Below are 18,957 nucleotides of genomic sequence, written 5' to 3'. Positions count from 1 at the left end.
TTATGAAAAGATTAGGCATTGGAATTTTATCTTTATTGATCCTCTTTTCGGGATGTGTTTCCGATGAGGAAAATAATCAAATTATATTTGATAGAGATCTTCAAAAGATTGAAGACTATCTATCGGAAAATCCCATTGCTTCAGTTAAAGAATTAGAGGACCCTGCCACGGGAATCAGGATCTTATGGCAGGAAGTGTCTGAAAGTGGGAAAAGCCCTGTTGCTTTGGACACCATAGTGGTAGATTATGTAGGCAAATTATTGAATAATTCTGTTTTTGATACTTCTATTGAATCTGTTGCGAGGGCAAAGAATATTTTCAACCCTAACCGGACTTATGAACCCCTGCAGTTCCTTTTCGGAACAGGAGATATAATCCCTGGGTTTGAATTTGCCATTTTTAAAATGGAAGAAGGAGATAAAGCTACAGTCATAATGCCATCTCTCTATGGATATGGATCATTTGAACAAGGGGGAATTCCAAAGAACTCTCCATTGATATTTGAGTTGGATTTGATACAAATTAAAGGAGTCGTAGAGGATGAAGTTCTTGATTAATATGCGGAGTTTATTGTTTTCTTTGTTGCTTTTGGGATTGATAGGATTCGGGTGCAGTACACCTACGCCATTTGGACCTGTTTATGACTCAGAGGGTAATTTAGCCAGGGATGCAGAAATCATTGCTGACTTTCTTGAGACAGCCCAAATTGATAGCCTTTACAGAATCCATGATCCTAATGGGGTTATTATTATAGTACAGGAGGAAGGCACTGGAGTCAGACCCAATGATTTCAGGCTTATTTATACCAATTACACCGGCCGCTTATTGGATGGAACCATGTTTGATACCAATTACGAAGACCTGGCCAAGGAAAATAATATATGGGATGCTAACCGATTGTACAGGATATTCCAGTTTACCTTGGGTAGCGGGGAAGCCATTCAGGGTTTTAATATCGGATTCCGTCAATTAAAAAGTGGTTCCAAAGCAGTATTGATCATCCCTTCCACTTGGGGCTATAGGGATCAGGAAAGAGATAGGATTCCAGCCAATTCTGTCCTGATGTTTGAAGTGGACTTCCTGGGTTGGGAGTAGTAAGAATTTTGATGATCTATAAAATAAAAATAATGGAGGCTGTCTCATAAAGGGGCAGCCTCTTTTTCTCTTGGTTAGTTTTCCGTGAATCAAACTTCATATAGTCTAAGCTAAGGGCTTTAAATTTGACTTATGATAAAGCTATTTTTGAATTAAAATAGAAAAGTATTTTAGAATTGATTTTAAGCCAACGATACCCATGAAATTGACGTAAAAGGAATTAGTTTAACTTGGGTCTATTATGAGAAGAATTATTCTTGGATTGTTAAGTTTTATGATTTTGTTTTCTGGCTGTGAATCTGAAAATGCCAAACCGCAATCTGATATAGAACTGAAAAAGGAAATACAAGAGATAAACAGTTTTATTCAGAAAAATCCTATTCCCTTTGTCAAAGAGTATAACAACCCTAATTTGGGAGTTAGAGTATTTTGGACAGAGATTTCAGGAACTGGTAAAAATCCAAGCTTTGGAGATACACTTCAAGTAGATTATGTAGCCAGGTATTTGCGTAGTAATTGGGTGCTTGATACTTCAATCCAAAGTGTAGCAGAAGACTATGGTATGAGTTTATCTAAAAGGAACTTTATGCCTTTAGAATATATTTTTGGTTCGTCATTCGGCAGACTGATCTCAGGATTCGAAATAGTATTTCCATTAATGGAAGAAGGGGATAAAGTCATTGCCTTTTTTCCTTCCCGCTATGTAGATGGAAATAGTGGACAATCCCATCTACCAACAAACGCTCCCCTTATTTTTGAATTGGAATTGCTTGAAATCAAAAGTGAAGCAGAAGCAGATTGATCCTTTTGATTTGGTCATTGATTTATTATAGTCTATTTACTCCTTAATTTAATTGGGAATATAGCCGGTACTTCTTTTTTATATTGGATATAGGTCTCCCCGAATATTTTGATCAATTTTTTTTCCTCAAAATAGATACCAAAGGGGAGGTAAATGATAAGACAGACCAAATGAACAAGAGAAGCTAGCACCGGTTCAAAAAGGAAAAAGCCCATGAAAATCAAAATCAATCCCGCATAAAGAGGATGCCGAATATATTGATGCAGTCCCTTCCTGACAAAAACATGTACATCTTCCAGATCATCATGAGGTTTCATTCCAGAAAATGTGGATAAAGAAAAGTGTTTAAATAACTTGACCAGAATAATGGTGCCAAATGCAGCCAGCATATACCCAAGGTAGGTAGTAAGGTCAGTCATGGCCAGGACAAATCTTTTTTGCAAACTTGTTCCATATAATATGATGAAAAAAAAGAAAATGGTAGAAAAAATAGAATAGATCAACCGAAAATACCTGTAGGCATTTCCCATTTTTTCACGGAGCCAAGTTTTAAATTCTAGCTTTGCCAAAAAGGTATGTAAGAAATAAAAAACTGCCCAAAATAAGACTAGATATAGGTATGCTTCCATGGAATTTGAAATAATTTCCTGAATTAAAATCATTTATTGGGATAAGTTAGTTCCATCTGTATTTCTTTTGTCAATAAGAGTTTTTTGATTGCCTTGCTTTTTATAATTTGAAAGCTCAAACCCAGAATGATGAAGATAGGATTAATCAGGGAAAGAAAAATCCCTTCAGACAAAAGAGTTGCTTTTAGTCCCAAGCAAATTATTGAGATTCAAAATGAATATCCCAATGTATTTGATTTTACAGTGGAGTCTAGCCCTGTGCGTTGTTTTACCGACCAGGAGTATGAGGATTTGGGGATCAAAATCGGTTCCGATTTGTCTGATTGTGATTTACTTATGGGGATAAAGGAAGTCCCGGTTGAATACCTTATCCCTGATAAAACCTATGCTTTTTTTTCCCATACGATCAAAAAACAAGCCCATAACCGAAGGCTCTTACAAGCTATTTTGGAGAAAAATATCAAGTTGGTTGATTATGAAGTTTTGAAAGACGAAAAAGGGGAAAGAACTGTGGCTTTCGGAAGATGGGCCGGAATAGTAGGTGCTTATAACGGACTTCTGGTCTATGGGCAAAAGTCAGGACTTTACAGCCTGAAACGGGCATTTGAATGTTTTGATAGGACGGAATTGGAGTTGGAATTAAAAAAAGTTCAGCTTCCCCCGATTAAAATTGTTGTTACAGGAGGAGGTAGGGTAGGTAAGGGAGTTCTTGAAGTACTTCAGGCAGTGGGGATTAAACAAATTAACCCGCATGATTTGATTCATCAATACTATGAGGAAGCGGTATTCGCCGTATTGTCTTCAGCAGATTACAACAGAAGAAAAACCGATGGGGGCTATGATAAATATGAGTTTTACGCTGAGCCTCAAAAATATGAAAGTCATTTTTTGAAATATGCAGAAGTCAGTGATATCCTCATTGCCGCTGCTTATTGGGATAGCAGGGCGCCAAAATTATTTTCATTGAAAGATATCAGTGCTGAGGATTTTAATATTTCTGTGATAGCGGATATTACCTGCGATATCGATGGGTCTGTACCAACAACTCTTCGGGTTTCAACCATCGATGATCCAGTTTATGATGTGGACAGAGAAACTTTCGAGGTAATTCCCCCTTTTGGAAAACAGAACAGTATCTCTGTTATGGCCATTGATAATTTGCCTACTGAACTACCCAGGAATGCATCTGAAGAATTTGGGAATCAATTGATTCACCATTTTATTCCAGAATTGGTCAAAGAAGAATCCAGGATTTTAGATAAGGCAACTATATGTAAGGAAGGGGATTTGACCATTGAATATATGTATTTGGAAGATTTCATTAATCAGACTGAAATTTAAAGGGATGAAAAATATTGAAAGATATATTGAACAAACGGTTTTAAAACCTCAGATAACGGATTCGGATATCGAAAACCTAGTTGCTGAAGCTAAAAAATATGGATTTGTTGGAGTTTGTGTTCCCCCTTTTTGGGTAAAAAAAACAAAAAGAGAAATCGGAGATTCTCCTATTCAATTGGTAACAGTTGTTGGTTTTCCTTTGGGATATAACATGACGGAGACCAAACTTTTTGAAACGGAACTGGCCATTCAGAGTGGGGCAGATGAAATCGATGTGGTTTGGTCTATTACTGCTTTTAAATCGGAAATGAATTGGCCAAAGATAGAATTGGCAAGATTGGCACAGGTTTGCCATGATCATGAAAAAATCCTGAAGGTAATCATAGAAACAGCCTACCTGACAGACCAGGAAATTGTTCAGGCATGTAAAATTTGTGCCGAAGCTGGGGTAGATTATGTTAAGACTTCCACAGGTTTTGCCCCTGAAGGAGCAAAGGAAAATCATATCAGGTTGATGCGGGAAAATTTGCCCAGCAGTGTTGGAATAAAGGCCAGTGGGGGGATTAAGACATTTGAAAAGGCCGTTAAATTGATAGCGGCAGGGGCAGACCGGATTGGGACCAGCTCAGGGGTAGAAATTGTATTAGGTTCTAAAGATGTTTGATTTAGCGCTTTTAAATGAGTAAATTTTTTTTTGATTTACTGACCTATTGAATCCATGATATGGATATCCTAGTCTTTATTGAAATAAATCAATAAAAAGGGGATGATGAAGAAAGCAAGAAGAATATAGGCGAAACCAACAAAACGTGAATTCGTTGACTCTTTGCCCAAAAAAGTAGCAAGCTTTACGGGAATATTTCTAATTCCAGGAAAAGGTAAAAATATGATTGCCCCTAAAAGATTAAAAAGGAAATGGACTATGGCAAGGCTGATAGCTGCATCTGTTTTGTAAATAGCAGCTATAGCAGCGGTAATGGTGGTTCCAATATTTGCTCCAATGATAAATGGGAAAGCCTTAACCAAAGATACTTTCCTATTGGCGACAGCTGGTACAATCAGAGATGTGGTTACTGTACTTGATTGAATCGCTGCGGTAAAAAAGGCGCCATAGAGAAAAGAAAGATACGTTTTATGAAAAATATGTTTGTTGATCCTATTGGCATTTGGGGACATGAATGTTTTAAAAACCGAAGTGGACAAGAACTTGATAGAGGTAAACACCAATATCACTGCCAATATCAGTAATACCCATGTATTTAGAATCAAATCTGCAAACCAAAGGGTCAAAGGCCTAGTAAAAAGGGTATTATAATTGTAATTCCCATCATATTGGTCTCCGAGATTGAAAAATGTAGCAGTGAAGTAAGAGGCCATGTGACTTAAAAAACCGAAATAAACTTCTAAGGGAAAAAGAATTAAAACAGTCAGGATATTGAAAATATCGTGCATTACCCCTGCTGCCAAGGCCTTCTTAAATTCGTTCTTTTTCATGATGAATGAAAAAGCTACCAATGTACTGGTAATTGTGGTGCCGATATTTGCCCCCATTACCAAAGGAACGGCCTGTTCCAAACTTAAATTTCCAGAAGCTACCACTGCAACCACCATGGCAGTGACCGTGGAGCTGCTCTGAATCAAAGCCGTCATTAACAGGCCTACAAAAAGACCAATGAATGGATTATTGGTTGCCAAAAAAAGTTCTTCTGCAAATTGGCTGTTCAAACGGACCATAGAGACCGTCAACAAATCTATAGAAAACATGAATAGCAATAGTCCAAATAGCATTTGTAAAATGCTAAAAATGCTCACCTTTGAAATATTGCCCGGCTTTATTTCGCTCATTTATTCAAAAACCCTAATCAGGTCCCGTCCACTTTGGAAATCTTGTGCAAAGTAATAGTACTGCAAACAAATATTAGGTCTTTCAATATGAAGATATTGTTAACAATATAATAACAAAACAATTAAACTAATAATGGCATTTGGAATTTTAGGACAATACACCCTTGGACATAAGGTGAATTTTTTAGTTCAAAAGCTTATATTTAGGGAATGAATAAAATAGAGTTCTCTTTAAGTATTAATTTTGTTGTTAACAATTAATTAACATTAAAGCAAAATTTTCTTCTTTAACTTTGCAGCGGCAAAATAATTCGTTTATTCCACCCTTATGGCCAAAATAAAAGACCAAAACATTAATCAGGATGCCTTATCTCAGGTGGCCTATTCACTTTTTGATTTTACAAAGAAAGAAAAATCCTTCCTTGTTGTTATCTGTATCCTTGTTTCAATAGCAGGAATTATTACACCTTATACCTATCTATCCATGTGGTTTGGATTTGCTTTGGCTGCATACTCTGCTATTGCCAATGACAGTATCCAAACTATCGGAACTTTTATTGCTTCAAATCAACAAAGAAAATGGTACTGGTTATGGTTGTTTATGGGTTTGATTTTTGTGGCAACTGTCACTTTTAGCTGGTTTATTTATGAAGGAGATGTAAGTTACCAAAGGCTTCAGGTTCCTGGTTTGGATAAAGCACCCGAAAATTTTGTCTTCCTTCAACTTGCAGCTCCTATTGTGTTGTTGGTAATGACAAGACTTAGAATGCCTGTTTCTACTACTTTTTTATTGCTGAACGTGTTTACCTATAAGGCTGGAACCATTCTTGATGTGATGAAGAAGAGTTTTATGGGGTATTTATTGGCCTTCTTTATTGCTATAATCGTTTGGTTTGCCATAGAAAGGTTGGTGAAAAATTTCCTAAAAGGGGAAGCAAAACCCTATTGGTACATTCTTCAATGGATTACTTCAGGGATCCTTTGGGCTGTTTGGATCATGCAGGATGCGGCCAATATTGCTGTTTTTCTTCCTCGTCAATTGGGAGTTTGGGAATTTGTAGGATATACAGGGTTCATTTTTGTGGGATTGGGATTTCTTTTCTACATGAAAGGCGATAGGATCCAAAGCATTGTCAATGAAAAAACCCGGGTCACTGATGTTCGGGCGGCAACATTAGTGGACTTTGTTTATGCTATTATCCTCTTTTATTTTAAAATGCTCAATAATGTACCCATGAGTACTACTTGGGTATTCATAGGATTACTTGGTGGCAGGGAATTGGCCATTGCATTGGCTAAGTCAAAAAAATTAACCAAAAGAAAGGCAAGAATTTTCAGGGCATATACCTTAGCAAGAAAAGATATTACAAAGGCAACTATTGGTCTTTTGGTTTCCCTTGTTTTGGCATTGATTATCAATGAAGGAGTGAGAAACGAGTTTTTTGCACTATTTAAATTTTAAATCAAATTATTGAAATAAAATGGCGCAGTGTTTTTTAACCTGCGCCATTTTTGTTTAAGTCTGTTTATTTTTGGAAATGGATTTGTATAACGACGAATACTTCATGAATGAGGCTTTAAAACAAGCCCGATTGGCTTTTGAAGAAAACGAAATTCCTGTTGGGGCGGTGGTGGTTTGCAGAAATAAAATTATTGCGAGAGCCTACAACCAAACAGAAAAATTAACCGATGTAACAGCCCATGCAGAAATGCTGGCCATTACCGCTGCTTCCAATGCTTTAGGATCCAAATACCTGCCTGAATGTAAATTATATGTAACCCTGGAGCCCTGTTTGATGTGTGCAGGTGCAGGTTTTTGGTCTCAGCTTGGAGAGCTCCATTACGGGGCTTCCGACCCAAAAAGAGGTTTTACCCAAGTGTCCCAACCTGTCCTTCACCCCAAAACTAAAGTAAGCAAAGGGTTGATGGCAGAAGAATCAAAGAAATTGTTGGATGAATTCTTTAAAAAATTAAGAAATTGAATCCTTTTTAAGCTTTTTAGAACCAAACTCAATGCAATTTGGTTGTTTAATTGTAAATTGAATATCAAAATTATTTAATGTTTCACCATAAACCGTATTTAAAAAATGGCTTTTGAACTACCTAAATTACCCTACGACTTCAATGCTCTTGAACCTCATATTGATGCGAGGACAATGGAAATCCATCATGGAAAACACCATAATGCCTATGTGACCAATCTAAATAATGCAATTGCGGGAACTGACCTTGAGAATATGAGCCTGGAAGATTTAATGAAAATAGCCGGTTCAAATACTCCAGTAAGAAATAATGGTGGTGGGCATTACAACCATACACTTTTCTGGAATATCATGTCTCCAAATGGTGGTGGTAAGCCAACAGGAGAATTGGCAGCTGCTATTGATGCCAAATTTGGATCCTTTGATGCTTTTAAAGACGAATTCTCCAAGGCAGCAGCCACAAGATTCGGTTCAGGATGGGCATGGCTACTGGTTGATTCCAACAAACAACTGGCCGTTTCTTCAACTCCAAATCAAGATAACCCATTGATGGATGTTGCTGAAGTAAAAGGCACTCCAATTCTGGGTGTAGATGTGTGGGAACATGCTTATTACCTACACTATCAAAACAGGAGACCTGATTATGTAGCGGCATTCTGGAATGTCATCAACTGGGAAGAGGTCAGCAAAAGATATGCTGCATCTAAATAAAGGATTCAGGAATTGAATTAATTTCAGCCTTGGAAATTCATTCCAAGGCTTTTTTGTACCCTATTCGGACGAAAAAAGTGTTCGTTTTTGACACACATAGATTTTAGCCTAAATTTATAAATATCTGATTATCAAATTCATAAATAATATTTATTAAGATGGCATTGAATTTTCATATGCGTTGGCACAGCACATTGAATAAAAAAACCAACTATTATGAAAATCTCAACTCAAGTTTTTGTAACCCTTTTTCTCTTTTTCCTAGGGATGAGCAACCTGGCTGCAAAAGAGTTTAGTCAAATAAGCGGACAGGTTTCTGACGGAAAAGGTGAATCTTTACCTTTTGTAAATGTGGCACTGGTAGAGGCAGAATCAGGATCTTTACTTACAGGTGCAGTGACAGGAGAGGACGGTAGATTTATTATAGAATCTGCTAGAAGTGGAAAGGTACAGCTGGTGGTTTCTTCTATTGGTTTTGAAACTTTCAGGTCAGAATCATTTGAGATCAAACCAGGTTTTTCAAAGGATTTTGGTACCATATCCATACATGAGGAAGCTGGAAATCTTTCTGAAGTTACCGTAAAAGCGACAAGGCCTGAAATCATCATCGAAGCGGATAAAACAACCATCAATATTGAGGGTACAGTGATGGCAGAAGGCAATAATGCCCTTGATGTGATCAGTAGATCTCCGGGAGTTTATGTGGACGAAAACAATAATATCAATTTAAATGGAAGACCTGGGGTAACAGTCATGATCAATGACCGTCAGACCTACATGAGCGCCAACGATTTATCCAATTTTTTAAGAGCAATGCCTGCAGATAATATCAAGAGTATTGAAATTATCAATAACCCAACTTCCCGTTTTGATGCGGAAGGAGGAGCAGGAATTATCAATATCAGACTTAAGAAAAACAATATTGACGGGATGTTTGGAAGTGTCCAGGTAGGAGGGATGTATAATGGCATTTTTGGACCAAATGCCGGGCTTACTGTCAATGTAAAAAAAGGTAAATGGACCAACAATGCCAGTCTGAATTATAATGAGTTCAACTTCATAAATGAGCTGGAAATCAATAGGAATTTCCAATTGGATGAAGGGACTTCTAGATTTGAACAGGATAGCAGAATAAGAATGATTAATAAAAACTTATTCTTTAACGGAGGATCAGATTATGAAATCAATAAAAACCATAGTGTTGGAATAGCCGTTCAAGCTTCTGAATACAATGGGGAAAATACAGGGGAAGCATTTACGGAAATTGATAATCCAGGTACTGATGACCTTTTCTTTCTGAAATCCCATAATGACAATGAATCCAAAAACAGGAGAATTTTTGGAAACTTTCATTATGTAGGTCTTTTGGACTCAATGGGCACCAAATTGACTTCAGATTTTGACTATACTAAAATGGTTTCTTCTTCTTCCTCATTGTTATCCAATGACAATTGGATGAATGAGGATGAAAATCAGGCTGCAAGAGATTATATCCTTACGCTGAATGATATGGATTATAATATTTTTACCGCAAAGGTGGATTTTACAAAACCATTTGGAAAAGGAAAAGTCCTAGAGACTGGCCTGAAGGGAAGCTGGGTGAAATCGGACAATAACCTTGATTTAAGCAAAGCTGTAGAAGAGGAGCCTTTTCAACCTGACCCCAGCAGCAACCGGTTTATTTATAATGAAAATGTGCTGGCAGCATATGCCTCATATAAAGGGAATTTTTCTGAAAATGTTAGTTTTCAGGCAGGTCTAAGATCTGAATATTCCGATATCAAAGGAAATTCCGTTACCTTGGACTCCATCAATACCCAAAAATACCTTGATTTCTTCCCAAGCTTGTTTATTCAGCAGAAAGTCAGTAAGAACTATCAGATCATTTACAATGCCAACAGAAGAATAACAAGGCCAAATTATAGGTTGTTGAATCCATTTATCTTCTATATTGATCCACTGACCCTGGAGCAAGGAAATCCTGGATTAAGGCCACAATATGCGCATAATCTTGAAATGAACCATGTGATCAAAGGATCTTATCAGTTAAGTTTGGGCTATTCCTTGACCAATGACGTTTTCCAACAAATTTTTACCCAGGATGAGGAAACCAGAACCACCACTACCTATACAGCTAATCTTGACAAAGCCCAAACCTGGAACATGAGAGCAATAATCCCGGTAGAAGTCAAATCCTGGTGGACAATGAACAATATGGTGCAGTTGACGAATTCAAAATGGAAATCGATGATTGGAGATGCCTTACTGGATGTTTCACAGACTTCTTTTACACTTAGATCCCAAAATACCTTAAGCCTTCCAAAAGGATTTAAGGCCGAAATTATGGGAATGTATGTAGGACCTTCCCAATACGGACAGGCTTCCATCAAAGGCTTTGCCTGGGTTGATGCAGGAATTACAAAAAGTTTCATGGATGACAAACTAGCATTGACTGTAAATGGCACAGATTTATTCAGAAGTCAGATTATCAAAGCGGATGTACAGTTTGACAAAATTGATACACAGTTTCAACAGTATCGAAATACCCAAGGTGTAAGATTCACATTAAGGTATAAGTTTGCAAAAGGGGAGAGCTTTAGAATAGCCAATAGAAGCGGAAGTACTGATGAAAGGAATAGACTGGATTAATAAAATGATTACTTAAAAATATAACTGATCCCAACAGTTCCTACAAAGTTATTGCGGTCTAAACCAGGTACAAAATATTGATCAGGCTGGTTTTCAAGGAACCACATGTAGTTGAGTGTATTCACATACTGAAAATTACCATGAACCAATAAATTGCCAAAGCGCCAATCAGCAACCAAAGAAGGTACCAAATCTACATATTTATTTCTCCAATCCTTAGATCCCTCATACCTGAAATAATAGAAATCATTATTGTACACTATCCTTTCAAAATGAAAGGCAATTCTGCTGAAATCCTTTACCCAACCTATCTCTATCCAGTTGACATTGGATGCAGGACCATAACCTACTCCCAGTACCTGCCCATTATGGGTATATCCATCGCGGACATGGTTATGAATATACCAGGTATCCAGATTTCGGATGCTTTCCCTTATGGGTTGTCCTGTTTGGGTCATTTCAGCACTTATCTGGAGGAATTGTCTTTCCTTAGAAAGGGGGACTAAATTGGAAAAGCCAAGGGTAAAGCCTCTGTTCTTTTCAGGGGTGATCAAAAAGTCACCAAACTTGATGCTATTTCCGTTGGTCCCATATTCTCCATAAAATTCAAAATGACCTTCTGGGCTAATCCAACGGAAAAACCCCGAGCTGAACTGTTGTCTTTTGTCCCTAATGGGATTAAAGACATCATATAGACCCTTTTGGCCATTGAAAATGGGAACATAGTCCCCCAGTCTATCCATGTCTTCCCGGTAAAGATGATTGGTCGCTGAGTAACCCAAAAAAAGACCGGGAACCCATTTAGGTTTATAACTGAATATCAATCCGGACAAATACCTTTCCCCATTGGCCCTTTTAGGTATCAGGGCAGGATTGCCTTGTACACTGTAATCCGGATGAGGAGGTAAGTATCCTGAACTGTTAAGTAAACCGGCAATAAACTGTCCCTCAAAGTAACCTATCCCAGTTTTTACAGGTTTCAGCGTGTTAGCTGTGAAATGTAAAAAACCTTGGGCATTGTTACTTAAAATTAAGGAGTTTCTCTTGGATGGTCCCCACCACAGATTTTCAGTTGACAGTCCAAATGAGAACCCTCCAGGGTTGAACCTTATGCTGGATTGTCCGGGTAATAATCTATTAAATTCCCCTTCACCAAACCTTTCGGGCATATCAATCCGGTTCATGTATTCATAGTAAAACAAAATGGTGGATTCATGTTCAATTGGAAACCCCAAATAATCTTTGTTTTGGGCAAGTAAGAGTTCCGGCTGGATTTGAATGCTGAATTTTCCTTCCTGCAAGTAGAACCCAGCACTTAAAATATGCTGAAAGCCCCGATTGGGTATCATTGCCCCATTGTTCGGCCCAAATGCATATTCAGAATTATACTGGGTTCTAAGAGTAAGCGGCATGGTAATTAACTTATTCTTGTTTTTTTTCCCAGTTAGATAATGAAACTTTGAGGTATCAAAGTCTGTAAAAGTACTGTCCAGATCAATTCCAATATACCTGTCAAATGCAGGTGCAGGATGCAATGGACGTATGGCAAATGAAACATTTTCATTCAGGCTACCAATCAGCTGCCTCCTCCTCATATACTCTTCCAAAACAGGTGTATTGAGAGGGACTGTTTGGGAGTAGGAGCAAAGGGGGAAGGCGCCAAATCCAAAAAAGATAAACAGAAGTATTTTATATATTCTCTCTCTCATCCTATTTATCAGTTTACAACCAAGGTTGTCAATTGGATTTTTCCTACAGACCAACTCTCATCACAGATTGGATTCAGAGTGTTGGTTTGCAATAATTCATCACCAAGCGTAATTTTTACACTGTCAGCAAAATGCTCAACCATCCTACTGACATTATATACAGTAGTATAATTCTGGAAAGCACCAAAAAGACACAGTCCCCTAAGATTTCGAATGGCTCCGGTCTTGGGATTGTTCTGCCTGAAATAATCATTCGGAAAAGACTGTTTAAAACAAAAAGTTGATTCACAAGGAGTATTGGAAAAAGTTGTACGCAATACCTCCTGTCCATCAATTTTCATATACCAGTAATCAGGACCACCAATTCCATCATCCGGGTTTCCATCCCAACTGTCATGGACATATAATTCCACTTCTAATTTTACAATATTATGACTTGGTAAGTCATAAAGGGTTACCGATACCTCTTCATTATTATAAAAACCAAGCAAGGTGTCTCCATCAAAAATGAAAAGCCTTCCATTTTCAAAATTCCTCAAATCCAAGTTTCCAAAATTGTTGGAATAAACTACCTCTTCACTTTCAAGGGTATCCACACAGGAGGAATTCAAAAAAATTATAAACAAACAGAAAAATAAAGTAAACAAGTGTTTCTTTGAGAGGAAAAACATTATGGATCAGATGAAGGTTTTATGGGATATTGAGAAATTTTTCATACAAATAAACGAAATTATACATTAATTTGATTTTTTCCATTAGTAAAAATAGGCACATGTAATTCTTGAATTGATGCTTTTTTCTTAATTTTCAGCTTTATAATATATTTTAAAATGGTAAAAGTAACTTTAGTAGCTGGGGCTAGACCTAATTTTATGAAAATTGCCCCTATCATCCATGCCATTAAGGCCCAACAATTAAAGAACGCTCCTATTTCCTATAGACTGGTTCATACAGGTCAGCATTATGACAAAAAAATGTCTGGGGATTTTTTTGAACAACTGAATATTCCGGAGCCAGATGTGAACCTTGGGGGCGGGGGAGGAACCCAAGCTGAACAGACCGCAGCGATCATGGTTGCATTTGAAAAAGAATTGATGGCCAATAGACCGGATCTTGTTGTGGTTGTGGGTGATGTAACCTCAACTTTGGCCTGCTCTATTTCGGCGAAAAAGCTGGTGATTGATGTGGCGCATGTTGAAGGAGGTATACGTTCCGGGGATTTAAGTATGCCGGAAGAAATCAACAGAATGGTAACAGATAGCATTACAGACCATTTCTTTACCACCTCTGAAATTGCCAATAGGAGTCTTAGAAAATTGGGTTTTCCTGAAAGCAGTATCCATTTTGTTGGCAATACCATGATTGATACCCTGATGGCCAATATGTCAAGATTTCAGAGGCCTGAAGGTGAGATTTTTGAAAACCTTAAGCCAAAGTCCTATTTTGTGATGACCATGCATAGGCCGGCAAATGTGGATCAGGAAGAAAAATTGAAGGAGATGATTGATGCAATCATGGATGGTACAAAAGGCCTGCCTGTAATATTCCCTGTCCATCCCCGCACTGCCAAAAACCTGGAGAATCTGGGTATTTCAAATCCAAACCTTTTGATGACAGACCCGCTATCCTATTTGGAGTTCAATTACCTGGTGAAAAATGCCAAAGGGGTAATTACCGATTCAGGAGGTATTACAGAGGAAGCTTCTGTAATGAATGTGCCCTGTATTACATTAAGGGATAATACAGAAAGAGCTGAAACAATTGAATTGGGCACAAATGAATTGATTGGTACAGACCCAAAAAAATTGGCCCCTTATCTTGAAAAAATAATGAATGGGGAATGGAAAACCTACAAGGGGATTCCATTATGGGATGGTAAAACTGCTGAGAGAATTGTGGAAAAAATCCTGGAAATTTATTCCAATTCGAAATAAAAGGAATAATTGATCTTCAATTAAAAATTGCTTTTTGAAGATAAATAGAAAAAGAATTGTTTAAAAAGCCTGATAGAATGAAACTTTCATTCTATCAGGCTTTCTTATTGAAACTTAATCGTTTATTTTTTTGGCATAGCTAAATTATCGGTAAATTAGGAAACATTTTTACCCCTAAAATACCATGCAGTCCGATTTGGATTATATTAAAGAACAGCTCCAAAAATTAGAAGAAAGGATGCTTAAGGAAGTGGAATTAAGAAAGCAGCTTATCTCCGATATCCAACAAGAGCAACAGGATTCTGCCAGGAATTTGATCCATTATCTGACCCTTCGGAATGAGGATATCAGAGAACTTCAGGATCTATTGCATATTTATGGTTTATCCTCTTTGGCAAGTTCTGAAAGTCATATTCACCGGCAACTTCAGGCCATTAATGAAAGACTGGGAAGATTCTATTCAGAAGAAGAGCTGGATATCTGCACCTATCCTTTTTCAAAACTCAAAATTGGGGAAAAAAGCAGGATGCTTTTTGGACAAAAAAAGGAAACTTACATACCGTATTTGATGGTAACATTTGATTCCAGCTTCGCCAATGATTACGCCATGGTCAAAAACCTGCTTCAGAACGGAATGAATGTGGCAAGGATCAACTGTGCCCATGATGATGAAGCTACCTGGTCCAAGATGATCAATCAATTAAAAAAAGCTTGTACTGCGACAGGCTTGGATTGTAAAATTTATATGGATCTGGCAGGTCCAAAAATCAGGACAAAGATTCTTGGAAAGGGAAAACATAAAGGAAAAGCTAAAATCCGGGAGGGACAATTGATCTGGCTTGCAGAGAACAGTGGGGATTTTGATAAGGAAGAGATTGTCATTAGCCCTAATGAAAAGGGTATTATTCCCATGCTTAAAAAAGGGGATAGGGTATTTATTGACGATGGCCTAATCCGATGTATGGTTGAAAAAATCAAAAAGGATAGAGTAGGAATAAGGGTAATCAGGATTTCTTCTTCTAAAGGTCAAATTAAAGCTGAAAAAGGTATAAACTTTCCTGACACCATGCTTCAAATCTCCTCCTTAACAGAGTTTGATAAGAGCTGTCTTCCTTTCATTGTTGAAAATGCAGACCTGATAGGTTATTCCTTTGTCAAAACTGCTGAAGATATCCGGCAATTGCGGTCAGAATTACAAAATCTAGCTCAGAATTATCCCAGCTTGATAATCAAAATCGAAACCCCGGAGGCAGTCAAAAATCTCCCCTCTTTATTACTTGAAGGAATGAAGGAAAAAGCACTCGGTTTAATGATTGCCAGAGGAGATTTGGCTGTTGAAATAGGATTTGAGAGAATGGGAGAAATCCAGGAAGAAATTCTGTGGATATGTGAAGCTGCCCATATACCTGTGGTATGGGCCACTCAGGTATTGGAGAGCCTTCATAAGGTTGGCATGGCCACAAGATCAGAAATTACCGATGCAGGCCATGCTGCTATGGCAGAATGTGTTATGATCAATAAAGGAGAATATACCATAGAAGTCATGGAAACTTTAAGGGATATTGTCCAGAGAACTTCCACCCATAGGATTAAAAAAAGATTCACCTTTCGCCCGCTACGTATTGCCGAAAGGTTTTTTAATCCTGAAAACCTAATGCCATAATATGGCTTCTGTCATTCTATGTGTTACTTTGGAAGAGTTGTCAAGCTTTATTTTTTTTATCGTAAGGGATTAACTTGAGTATATATTCTGCTGCCGCAATAAGTTCCAGCTCCCTTGTTTCTTCATCAATTTCATACCATGGAGCATAAGGAGTATTTGTTTTCTCAAACATGGCATCCTTGAGTTTTTTATACTGTTTCCAGAATTTTTTTGAGTCTTTGATCCAATGTTCGGTTTTCCATCTGGTAAGCGGAGATTTATGGAGTTCTTTATACCGGTCATCCTGTTCTTCAGGACTTACAGTAAAATAGAATTTAATTAATATTATTCCGGCATCTACCAACATTTTATCAAAATTATTCACCTGGTCCATGAAATGATTGTATTGATCATCCGAACAGATTCCTAAGATTGGTTCGAAAAGTGCTCTGTTGTACCAGCTTCTGTCCCAAAATACCATTTCACCGGCCTGAGGTAATTTTTCAATATATTTTTTAAAGTAATAACCGCCATCATCTTCTTGATCCTGATAGGGAAGATTAACTTCAATCCTAAAATGCCTGGGATTGTTATGGGAAAGAATTTTCCGGATAATTGTGCTTTTTTCCGAAGAATCGCCTCCATGAAACAATACCACTACTCTTTTATTGTTGGCAATGACCCAAAGTTGAAGCTTTACCAATTCTGCTTGAATTTCCCTTAACTTAAGTTCATGTTTTGTTTCTCTAAGGACCTTCTCCAGATTAATTTTTTTATTGGCCAACAAATGCTTGAACCCGATTTTGGTATTCAAAACTTCTAAATCTTCTTTTGTAAGTGCCATGGCTTTTATAAGTCGAATTTTTTATTTTTTCTGAAATACCTGTAAACAACATTGGGGTTGGTCTTCAAATCAACCTTTGTTTTCCCCTTTCCTGGGTATTTGAATCTCGATAAAACATAACGGAGGCTTTCCAACCTTGCTTCTTCCTTGTCATTTGTTTCAACAATAATCCAAGGACTAAAGGAGGTATGCGTCTCGGTAAACATCAGCTCCTTATACTCAGTAAACTTATCCCAAAGTTCCTGACCTTTTAAGTCAACCGGACTAAATTTCCATTCCTTGAGTGGATTTCCTAGCCTGGCATCGAAACGCTTCTGTTGTTCTTCTTTGCTGATGTCAAACCAAAACTTTATGACATGAATACCATCTTCATAAAGCATATGTTCAAAATTTGGCAATTGCCTCATGAAAATCTCATATTGTTTTTCGGTGCAGAATCCCATGACAGGTTCCACAACAGCCCTATTGTACCAACTTCTGTCAAAAAATTTAATTTGGCCCCGATTGGGAAGAACCTCAATGTACCTTTGAAAATACCATTGCCCTCGTTCAATATCCGTTGGCTTGCTTAAGGCTACCACACCACTGATCTTAGGGTTCAGATGTTCTACAAACCGTTTAATTGATCCCCCCTTTCCTGCTGCATCCCGTCCTTCAAAAATTATGGCCACCCTTAATTGCTTTTCCTCAATATATTCCTGGAGCAAGGCAAGTTCAGTTTGTAAAAGCTTTAATTCTTCCTCGTATTTCGCTCTCTTTAAGGACTTTTTCAAATTGATGCCCTCTTCTTTTGCAAGGGCTACCAATTCTTTTCTTGTTTTAACACTTTCTAATTGTTCCGCAGTAAACATAAAAATATAGCTTTAGGATTTATAACTAAATTTTGTCATTTAGTTTGGTAATTGCAAGCAAAAGAAAACTTATTATCAGTCAAATTGTACAAAAAAATATTAAAAAATTTGTATTATATTTTACTCATTCATCATTAATAATTTTCACCCTACCGGTTTCCAAATCATAAATTGCCCCTACTATTCTCAACTTTTTTTCTTGAATAAGGATCTCAACATTAGGAATTGAATTTTTCACAGCATGTACACCATGCAATACATTGGCTTCAACTGCTTTTTCAAAGAAATTGGGGATATCTCTTGGTAGGGCTTTTTCTTCCTCTTCAGCATCAATGAAATCAATTATTTTTTGAATGTACTCCGAATACTGTTGGGAATGATCGTGGTCATGCTCAACGAAGGCACCAATGGCACCGCAGTTGGTGTGGCCCAGAATAATTATTAATGGAACTTCAAGCACCTCAATGGCATATTCCAAACTTCCTATCTCATAATCCCCAACAATATTTCCTGCATTTCTTATCACAAATAAATCACCTAAGCCCTGATCAAAAATCAATTCGGGAGGAACTCTTGAATCAGAGCAGCTTACAACTGCTGCGACTGGATGTTGGCCTTTGTTTAATTCACGTAACCGGTCAAGTGTTTGATCAGGATGGACAGGATGGTTTTCAGCAAACCTTTCATTTCCTTCAAGAAGAAAATCCATCAATTGTTCTTTGGGGACTTCCTTAATGTTAGGAGCCTCTGGAACGCTATTATAACCAAATAACAATACAATTATTCCTATGGGTATTAACCAAATAAGTTGTGTATACTTCTTTGTATATCTTATCATGGAACAGTTAATTAGTTTTATTCCATGCCAAATTCAAAAAATTATCAAAGATTCATTGTAAGATTAATCACATAGAATTTTTTTC

At 37.4% G+C, this 18,957-nt stretch carries 18 protein-coding genes; 11 read left to right on the top strand and 7 right to left on the bottom strand.

What is annotated here, in order from left to right; genetic code table 11:
- Positions 1-2 precede the first annotated feature (2 nt).
- The 3 genes from ACFSKV_RS19630 (at position 3) to ACFSKV_RS19620 (ending at position 1,897) form a co-directional block, all read left to right on the top strand.
- Entirely contained in the window at positions 3-557 is a 555-nt protein-coding gene (locus ACFSKV_RS19630) for an FKBP-type peptidyl-prolyl cis-trans isomerase (protein ID WP_380806802.1), read from the top strand.
- Positions 541-1,095, top strand: a complete 555-nt coding sequence (locus ACFSKV_RS19625) for an FKBP-type peptidyl-prolyl cis-trans isomerase (protein WP_380806799.1) — start codon at positions 541-543, stop codon at positions 1,093-1,095. Before ACFSKV_RS19630 ends, ACFSKV_RS19625 begins: the two co-directional genes overlap by 17 nt.
- Before the next feature lie 241 nt (positions 1,096-1,336).
- Positions 1,337-1,897 (top strand): FKBP-type peptidyl-prolyl cis-trans isomerase, encoded by a 561-nt coding sequence (locus ACFSKV_RS19620; protein WP_380806796.1) that lies wholly within the window; start codon positions 1,337-1,339, stop codon positions 1,895-1,897.
- A 32-nt stretch (positions 1,898-1,929) separates the two neighbouring features.
- Here ACFSKV_RS19620 and ACFSKV_RS19615 read toward each other — a convergent pair whose 3' ends face one another.
- Positions 1,930-2,526, bottom strand: a complete 597-nt coding sequence (locus tag ACFSKV_RS19615) for a methyltransferase family protein (protein WP_380806793.1) — start codon at positions 2,524-2,526, stop codon at positions 1,930-1,932.
- Positions 2,527-2,655: 129 nt separating this feature from the next.
- On the opposite strand from ACFSKV_RS19615, the gene ACFSKV_RS19610 reads away from it, so the two are divergent.
- The gene (locus ACFSKV_RS19610) at positions 2,656-3,867 is read left to right on the top strand and encodes an NAD(P)-dependent oxidoreductase (protein WP_380806976.1); all 1,212 of its coding nucleotides are present in this window, start codon (positions 2,656-2,658) and stop codon (positions 3,865-3,867) included.
- 4 nt (positions 3,868-3,871) lie between these two features.
- Positions 3,872-4,531 carry a deoxyribose-phosphate aldolase gene (gene deoC, locus ACFSKV_RS19605; RefSeq protein ID WP_380806791.1) on the top strand — a complete coding sequence of 220 codons (660 nt, stop codon included), beginning with the start codon at positions 3,872-3,874 and terminating at the stop codon, positions 4,529-4,531.
- Positions 4,532-4,599: 68 nt separating this feature from the next.
- Here deoC and ACFSKV_RS19600 read toward each other — a convergent pair whose 3' ends face one another.
- A complete protein-coding gene (locus ACFSKV_RS19600) occupies positions 4,600-5,712 on the bottom strand; it encodes a Na/Pi symporter (protein WP_380806788.1) in 1,113 nt (370 codons plus the stop codon).
- Positions 5,713-6,040: 328 nt separating this feature from the next.
- On the opposite strand from ACFSKV_RS19600, the gene ACFSKV_RS19595 reads away from it, so the two are divergent.
- The 4 genes from ACFSKV_RS19595 (at position 6,041) to ACFSKV_RS19580 (ending at position 11,054) form a co-directional block, all read left to right on the top strand.
- Positions 6,041-7,174 carry a hypothetical protein gene (locus tag ACFSKV_RS19595; protein WP_380806785.1) on the top strand — a complete coding sequence of 378 codons (1,134 nt, stop codon included), beginning with the start codon at positions 6,041-6,043 and terminating at the stop codon, positions 7,172-7,174.
- 76 nt (positions 7,175-7,250) lie between these two features.
- On the top strand, positions 7,251-7,694 hold the full coding sequence (locus tag ACFSKV_RS19590; RefSeq protein ID WP_380806783.1) for a nucleoside deaminase: 444 nt from the start codon (positions 7,251-7,253) through the stop codon (positions 7,692-7,694).
- A 105-nt stretch (positions 7,695-7,799) separates the two neighbouring features.
- Complete coding sequence (locus tag ACFSKV_RS19585) at positions 7,800-8,405, top strand: superoxide dismutase (RefSeq protein WP_380806780.1); 606 nt, start codon at positions 7,800-7,802, stop codon at positions 8,403-8,405.
- A 216-nt stretch (positions 8,406-8,621) separates the two neighbouring features.
- Positions 8,622-11,054, top strand: a complete 2,433-nt coding sequence (locus ACFSKV_RS19580; protein WP_380806776.1) for a TonB-dependent receptor — start codon at positions 8,622-8,624, stop codon at positions 11,052-11,054.
- Between the two features lie 8 nt (positions 11,055-11,062).
- On the opposite strand, the gene ACFSKV_RS19575 is transcribed toward ACFSKV_RS19580, so the two are convergent.
- Both ACFSKV_RS19575 and ACFSKV_RS19570 read right to left on the bottom strand, forming a co-directional pair.
- On the bottom strand, positions 11,063-12,763 hold the full coding sequence (locus ACFSKV_RS19575) for a capsule assembly Wzi family protein (RefSeq protein WP_380806773.1): 1,701 nt from the start codon (positions 12,761-12,763) through the stop codon (positions 11,063-11,065).
- A gap of 8 nt (positions 12,764-12,771) precedes the next feature.
- Positions 12,772-13,359, bottom strand: coding sequence for a hypothetical protein (locus tag ACFSKV_RS19570; RefSeq protein WP_380806770.1), 588 nt, complete (start codon positions 13,357-13,359; stop codon positions 12,772-12,774).
- A 234-nt stretch (positions 13,360-13,593) separates the two neighbouring features.
- Here ACFSKV_RS19570 and wecB point away from each other — a divergent pair, with 234 nt between their 5' ends.
- On the top strand, positions 13,594-14,697 hold the full coding sequence (wecB, locus tag ACFSKV_RS19565) for a non-hydrolyzing UDP-N-acetylglucosamine 2-epimerase (protein ID WP_380806767.1): 1,104 nt from the start codon (positions 13,594-13,596) through the stop codon (positions 14,695-14,697).
- A 184-nt stretch (positions 14,698-14,881) separates the two neighbouring features.
- Complete coding sequence (locus ACFSKV_RS19560) at positions 14,882-16,360, top strand: pyruvate kinase (RefSeq protein WP_380806764.1); 1,479 nt, start codon at positions 14,882-14,884, stop codon at positions 16,358-16,360.
- 40 nt (positions 16,361-16,400) lie between these two features.
- On the opposite strand, the gene ACFSKV_RS19555 is transcribed toward ACFSKV_RS19560, so the two are convergent.
- The 3 genes from ACFSKV_RS19555 to ACFSKV_RS19545 all read right to left on the bottom strand — a co-directional run bounded on the left by ACFSKV_RS19555 (position 16,401) and on the right by ACFSKV_RS19545 (position 18,872).
- A complete protein-coding gene (locus tag ACFSKV_RS19555) occupies positions 16,401-17,183 on the bottom strand; it encodes a polyphosphate kinase 2 family protein (protein ID WP_380806761.1) in 783 nt (260 codons plus the stop codon).
- A gap of 5 nt (positions 17,184-17,188) precedes the next feature.
- Positions 17,189-18,034, bottom strand: a complete 846-nt coding sequence (ppk2, locus tag ACFSKV_RS19550; protein WP_380806759.1) for a polyphosphate kinase 2 — start codon at positions 18,032-18,034, stop codon at positions 17,189-17,191.
- 124 nt (positions 18,035-18,158) lie between these two features.
- Positions 18,159-18,872, bottom strand: coding sequence for a carbonic anhydrase (locus ACFSKV_RS19545; protein ID WP_380806756.1), 714 nt, complete (start codon positions 18,870-18,872; stop codon positions 18,159-18,161).
- Positions 18,873-18,957 lie beyond the last annotated feature (85 nt).

The sequence above is a fragment of the Shivajiella indica genome (assembly GCF_042683085.1).
GTDB classification, from domain to species: domain Bacteria; phylum Bacteroidota; class Bacteroidia; order Cytophagales; family Cyclobacteriaceae; genus Shivajiella; species Shivajiella indica.
This window is presented reverse-complemented; position numbering and strand designations above follow the sequence as displayed.

Excerpts from the sequence above, each read along its gene's own strand:
- ppk2 (WP_380806759.1), bottom strand. The coding sequence starts at position 18,034 with ATGTTTACTGCGGAACAATTAGAAAGTGTTAAAACAAGAAAAGAATTG.
- ACFSKV_RS19585 (WP_380806780.1), top strand. The coding sequence starts at position 7,800 with ATGGCTTTTGAACTACCTAAATTACCCTACGACTTCAATGCTCTTGAA.
- ACFSKV_RS19615 (WP_380806793.1), bottom strand. The coding sequence starts at position 2,526 with ATGGAAGCATACCTATATCTAGTCTTATTTTGGGCAGTTTTTTATTTC.
- ACFSKV_RS19630 (WP_380806802.1), top strand. The coding sequence starts at position 3 with ATGAAAAGATTAGGCATTGGAATTTTATCTTTATTGATCCTCTTTTCG.
- ACFSKV_RS19610 (WP_380806976.1), top strand. The coding sequence starts at position 2,656 with ATGAAGATAGGATTAATCAGGGAAAGAAAAATCCCTTCAGACAAAAGA.
- ACFSKV_RS19545 (WP_380806756.1), bottom strand. The coding sequence starts at position 18,872 with ATGATAAGATATACAAAGAAGTATACACAACTTATTTGGTTAATACCC.
- ACFSKV_RS19590 (WP_380806783.1), top strand. The coding sequence starts at position 7,251 with ATGGATTTGTATAACGACGAATACTTCATGAATGAGGCTTTAAAACAA.
- ACFSKV_RS19555 (WP_380806761.1), bottom strand. The coding sequence starts at position 17,183 with ATGGCACTTACAAAAGAAGATTTAGAAGTTTTGAATACCAAAATCGGG.
- ACFSKV_RS19580 (WP_380806776.1), top strand. The coding sequence starts at position 8,622 with ATGAAAATCTCAACTCAAGTTTTTGTAACCCTTTTTCTCTTTTTCCTA.
- ACFSKV_RS19625 (WP_380806799.1), top strand. The coding sequence starts at position 541 with ATGAAGTTCTTGATTAATATGCGGAGTTTATTGTTTTCTTTGTTGCTT.
- wecB (WP_380806767.1), top strand. The coding sequence starts at position 13,594 with ATGGTAAAAGTAACTTTAGTAGCTGGGGCTAGACCTAATTTTATGAAA.
- ACFSKV_RS19600 (WP_380806788.1), bottom strand. The coding sequence starts at position 5,712 with ATGAGCGAAATAAAGCCGGGCAATATTTCAAAGGTGAGCATTTTTAGC.
- ACFSKV_RS19595 (WP_380806785.1), top strand. The coding sequence starts at position 6,041 with ATGGCCAAAATAAAAGACCAAAACATTAATCAGGATGCCTTATCTCAG.
- ACFSKV_RS19620 (WP_380806796.1), top strand. The coding sequence starts at position 1,337 with ATGAGAAGAATTATTCTTGGATTGTTAAGTTTTATGATTTTGTTTTCT.
- ACFSKV_RS19575 (WP_380806773.1), bottom strand. The coding sequence starts at position 12,763 with ATGAGAGAGAGAATATATAAAATACTTCTGTTTATCTTTTTTGGATTT.
- ACFSKV_RS19560 (WP_380806764.1), top strand. The coding sequence starts at position 14,882 with ATGCAGTCCGATTTGGATTATATTAAAGAACAGCTCCAAAAATTAGAA.
- deoC (WP_380806791.1), top strand. The coding sequence starts at position 3,872 with ATGAAAAATATTGAAAGATATATTGAACAAACGGTTTTAAAACCTCAG.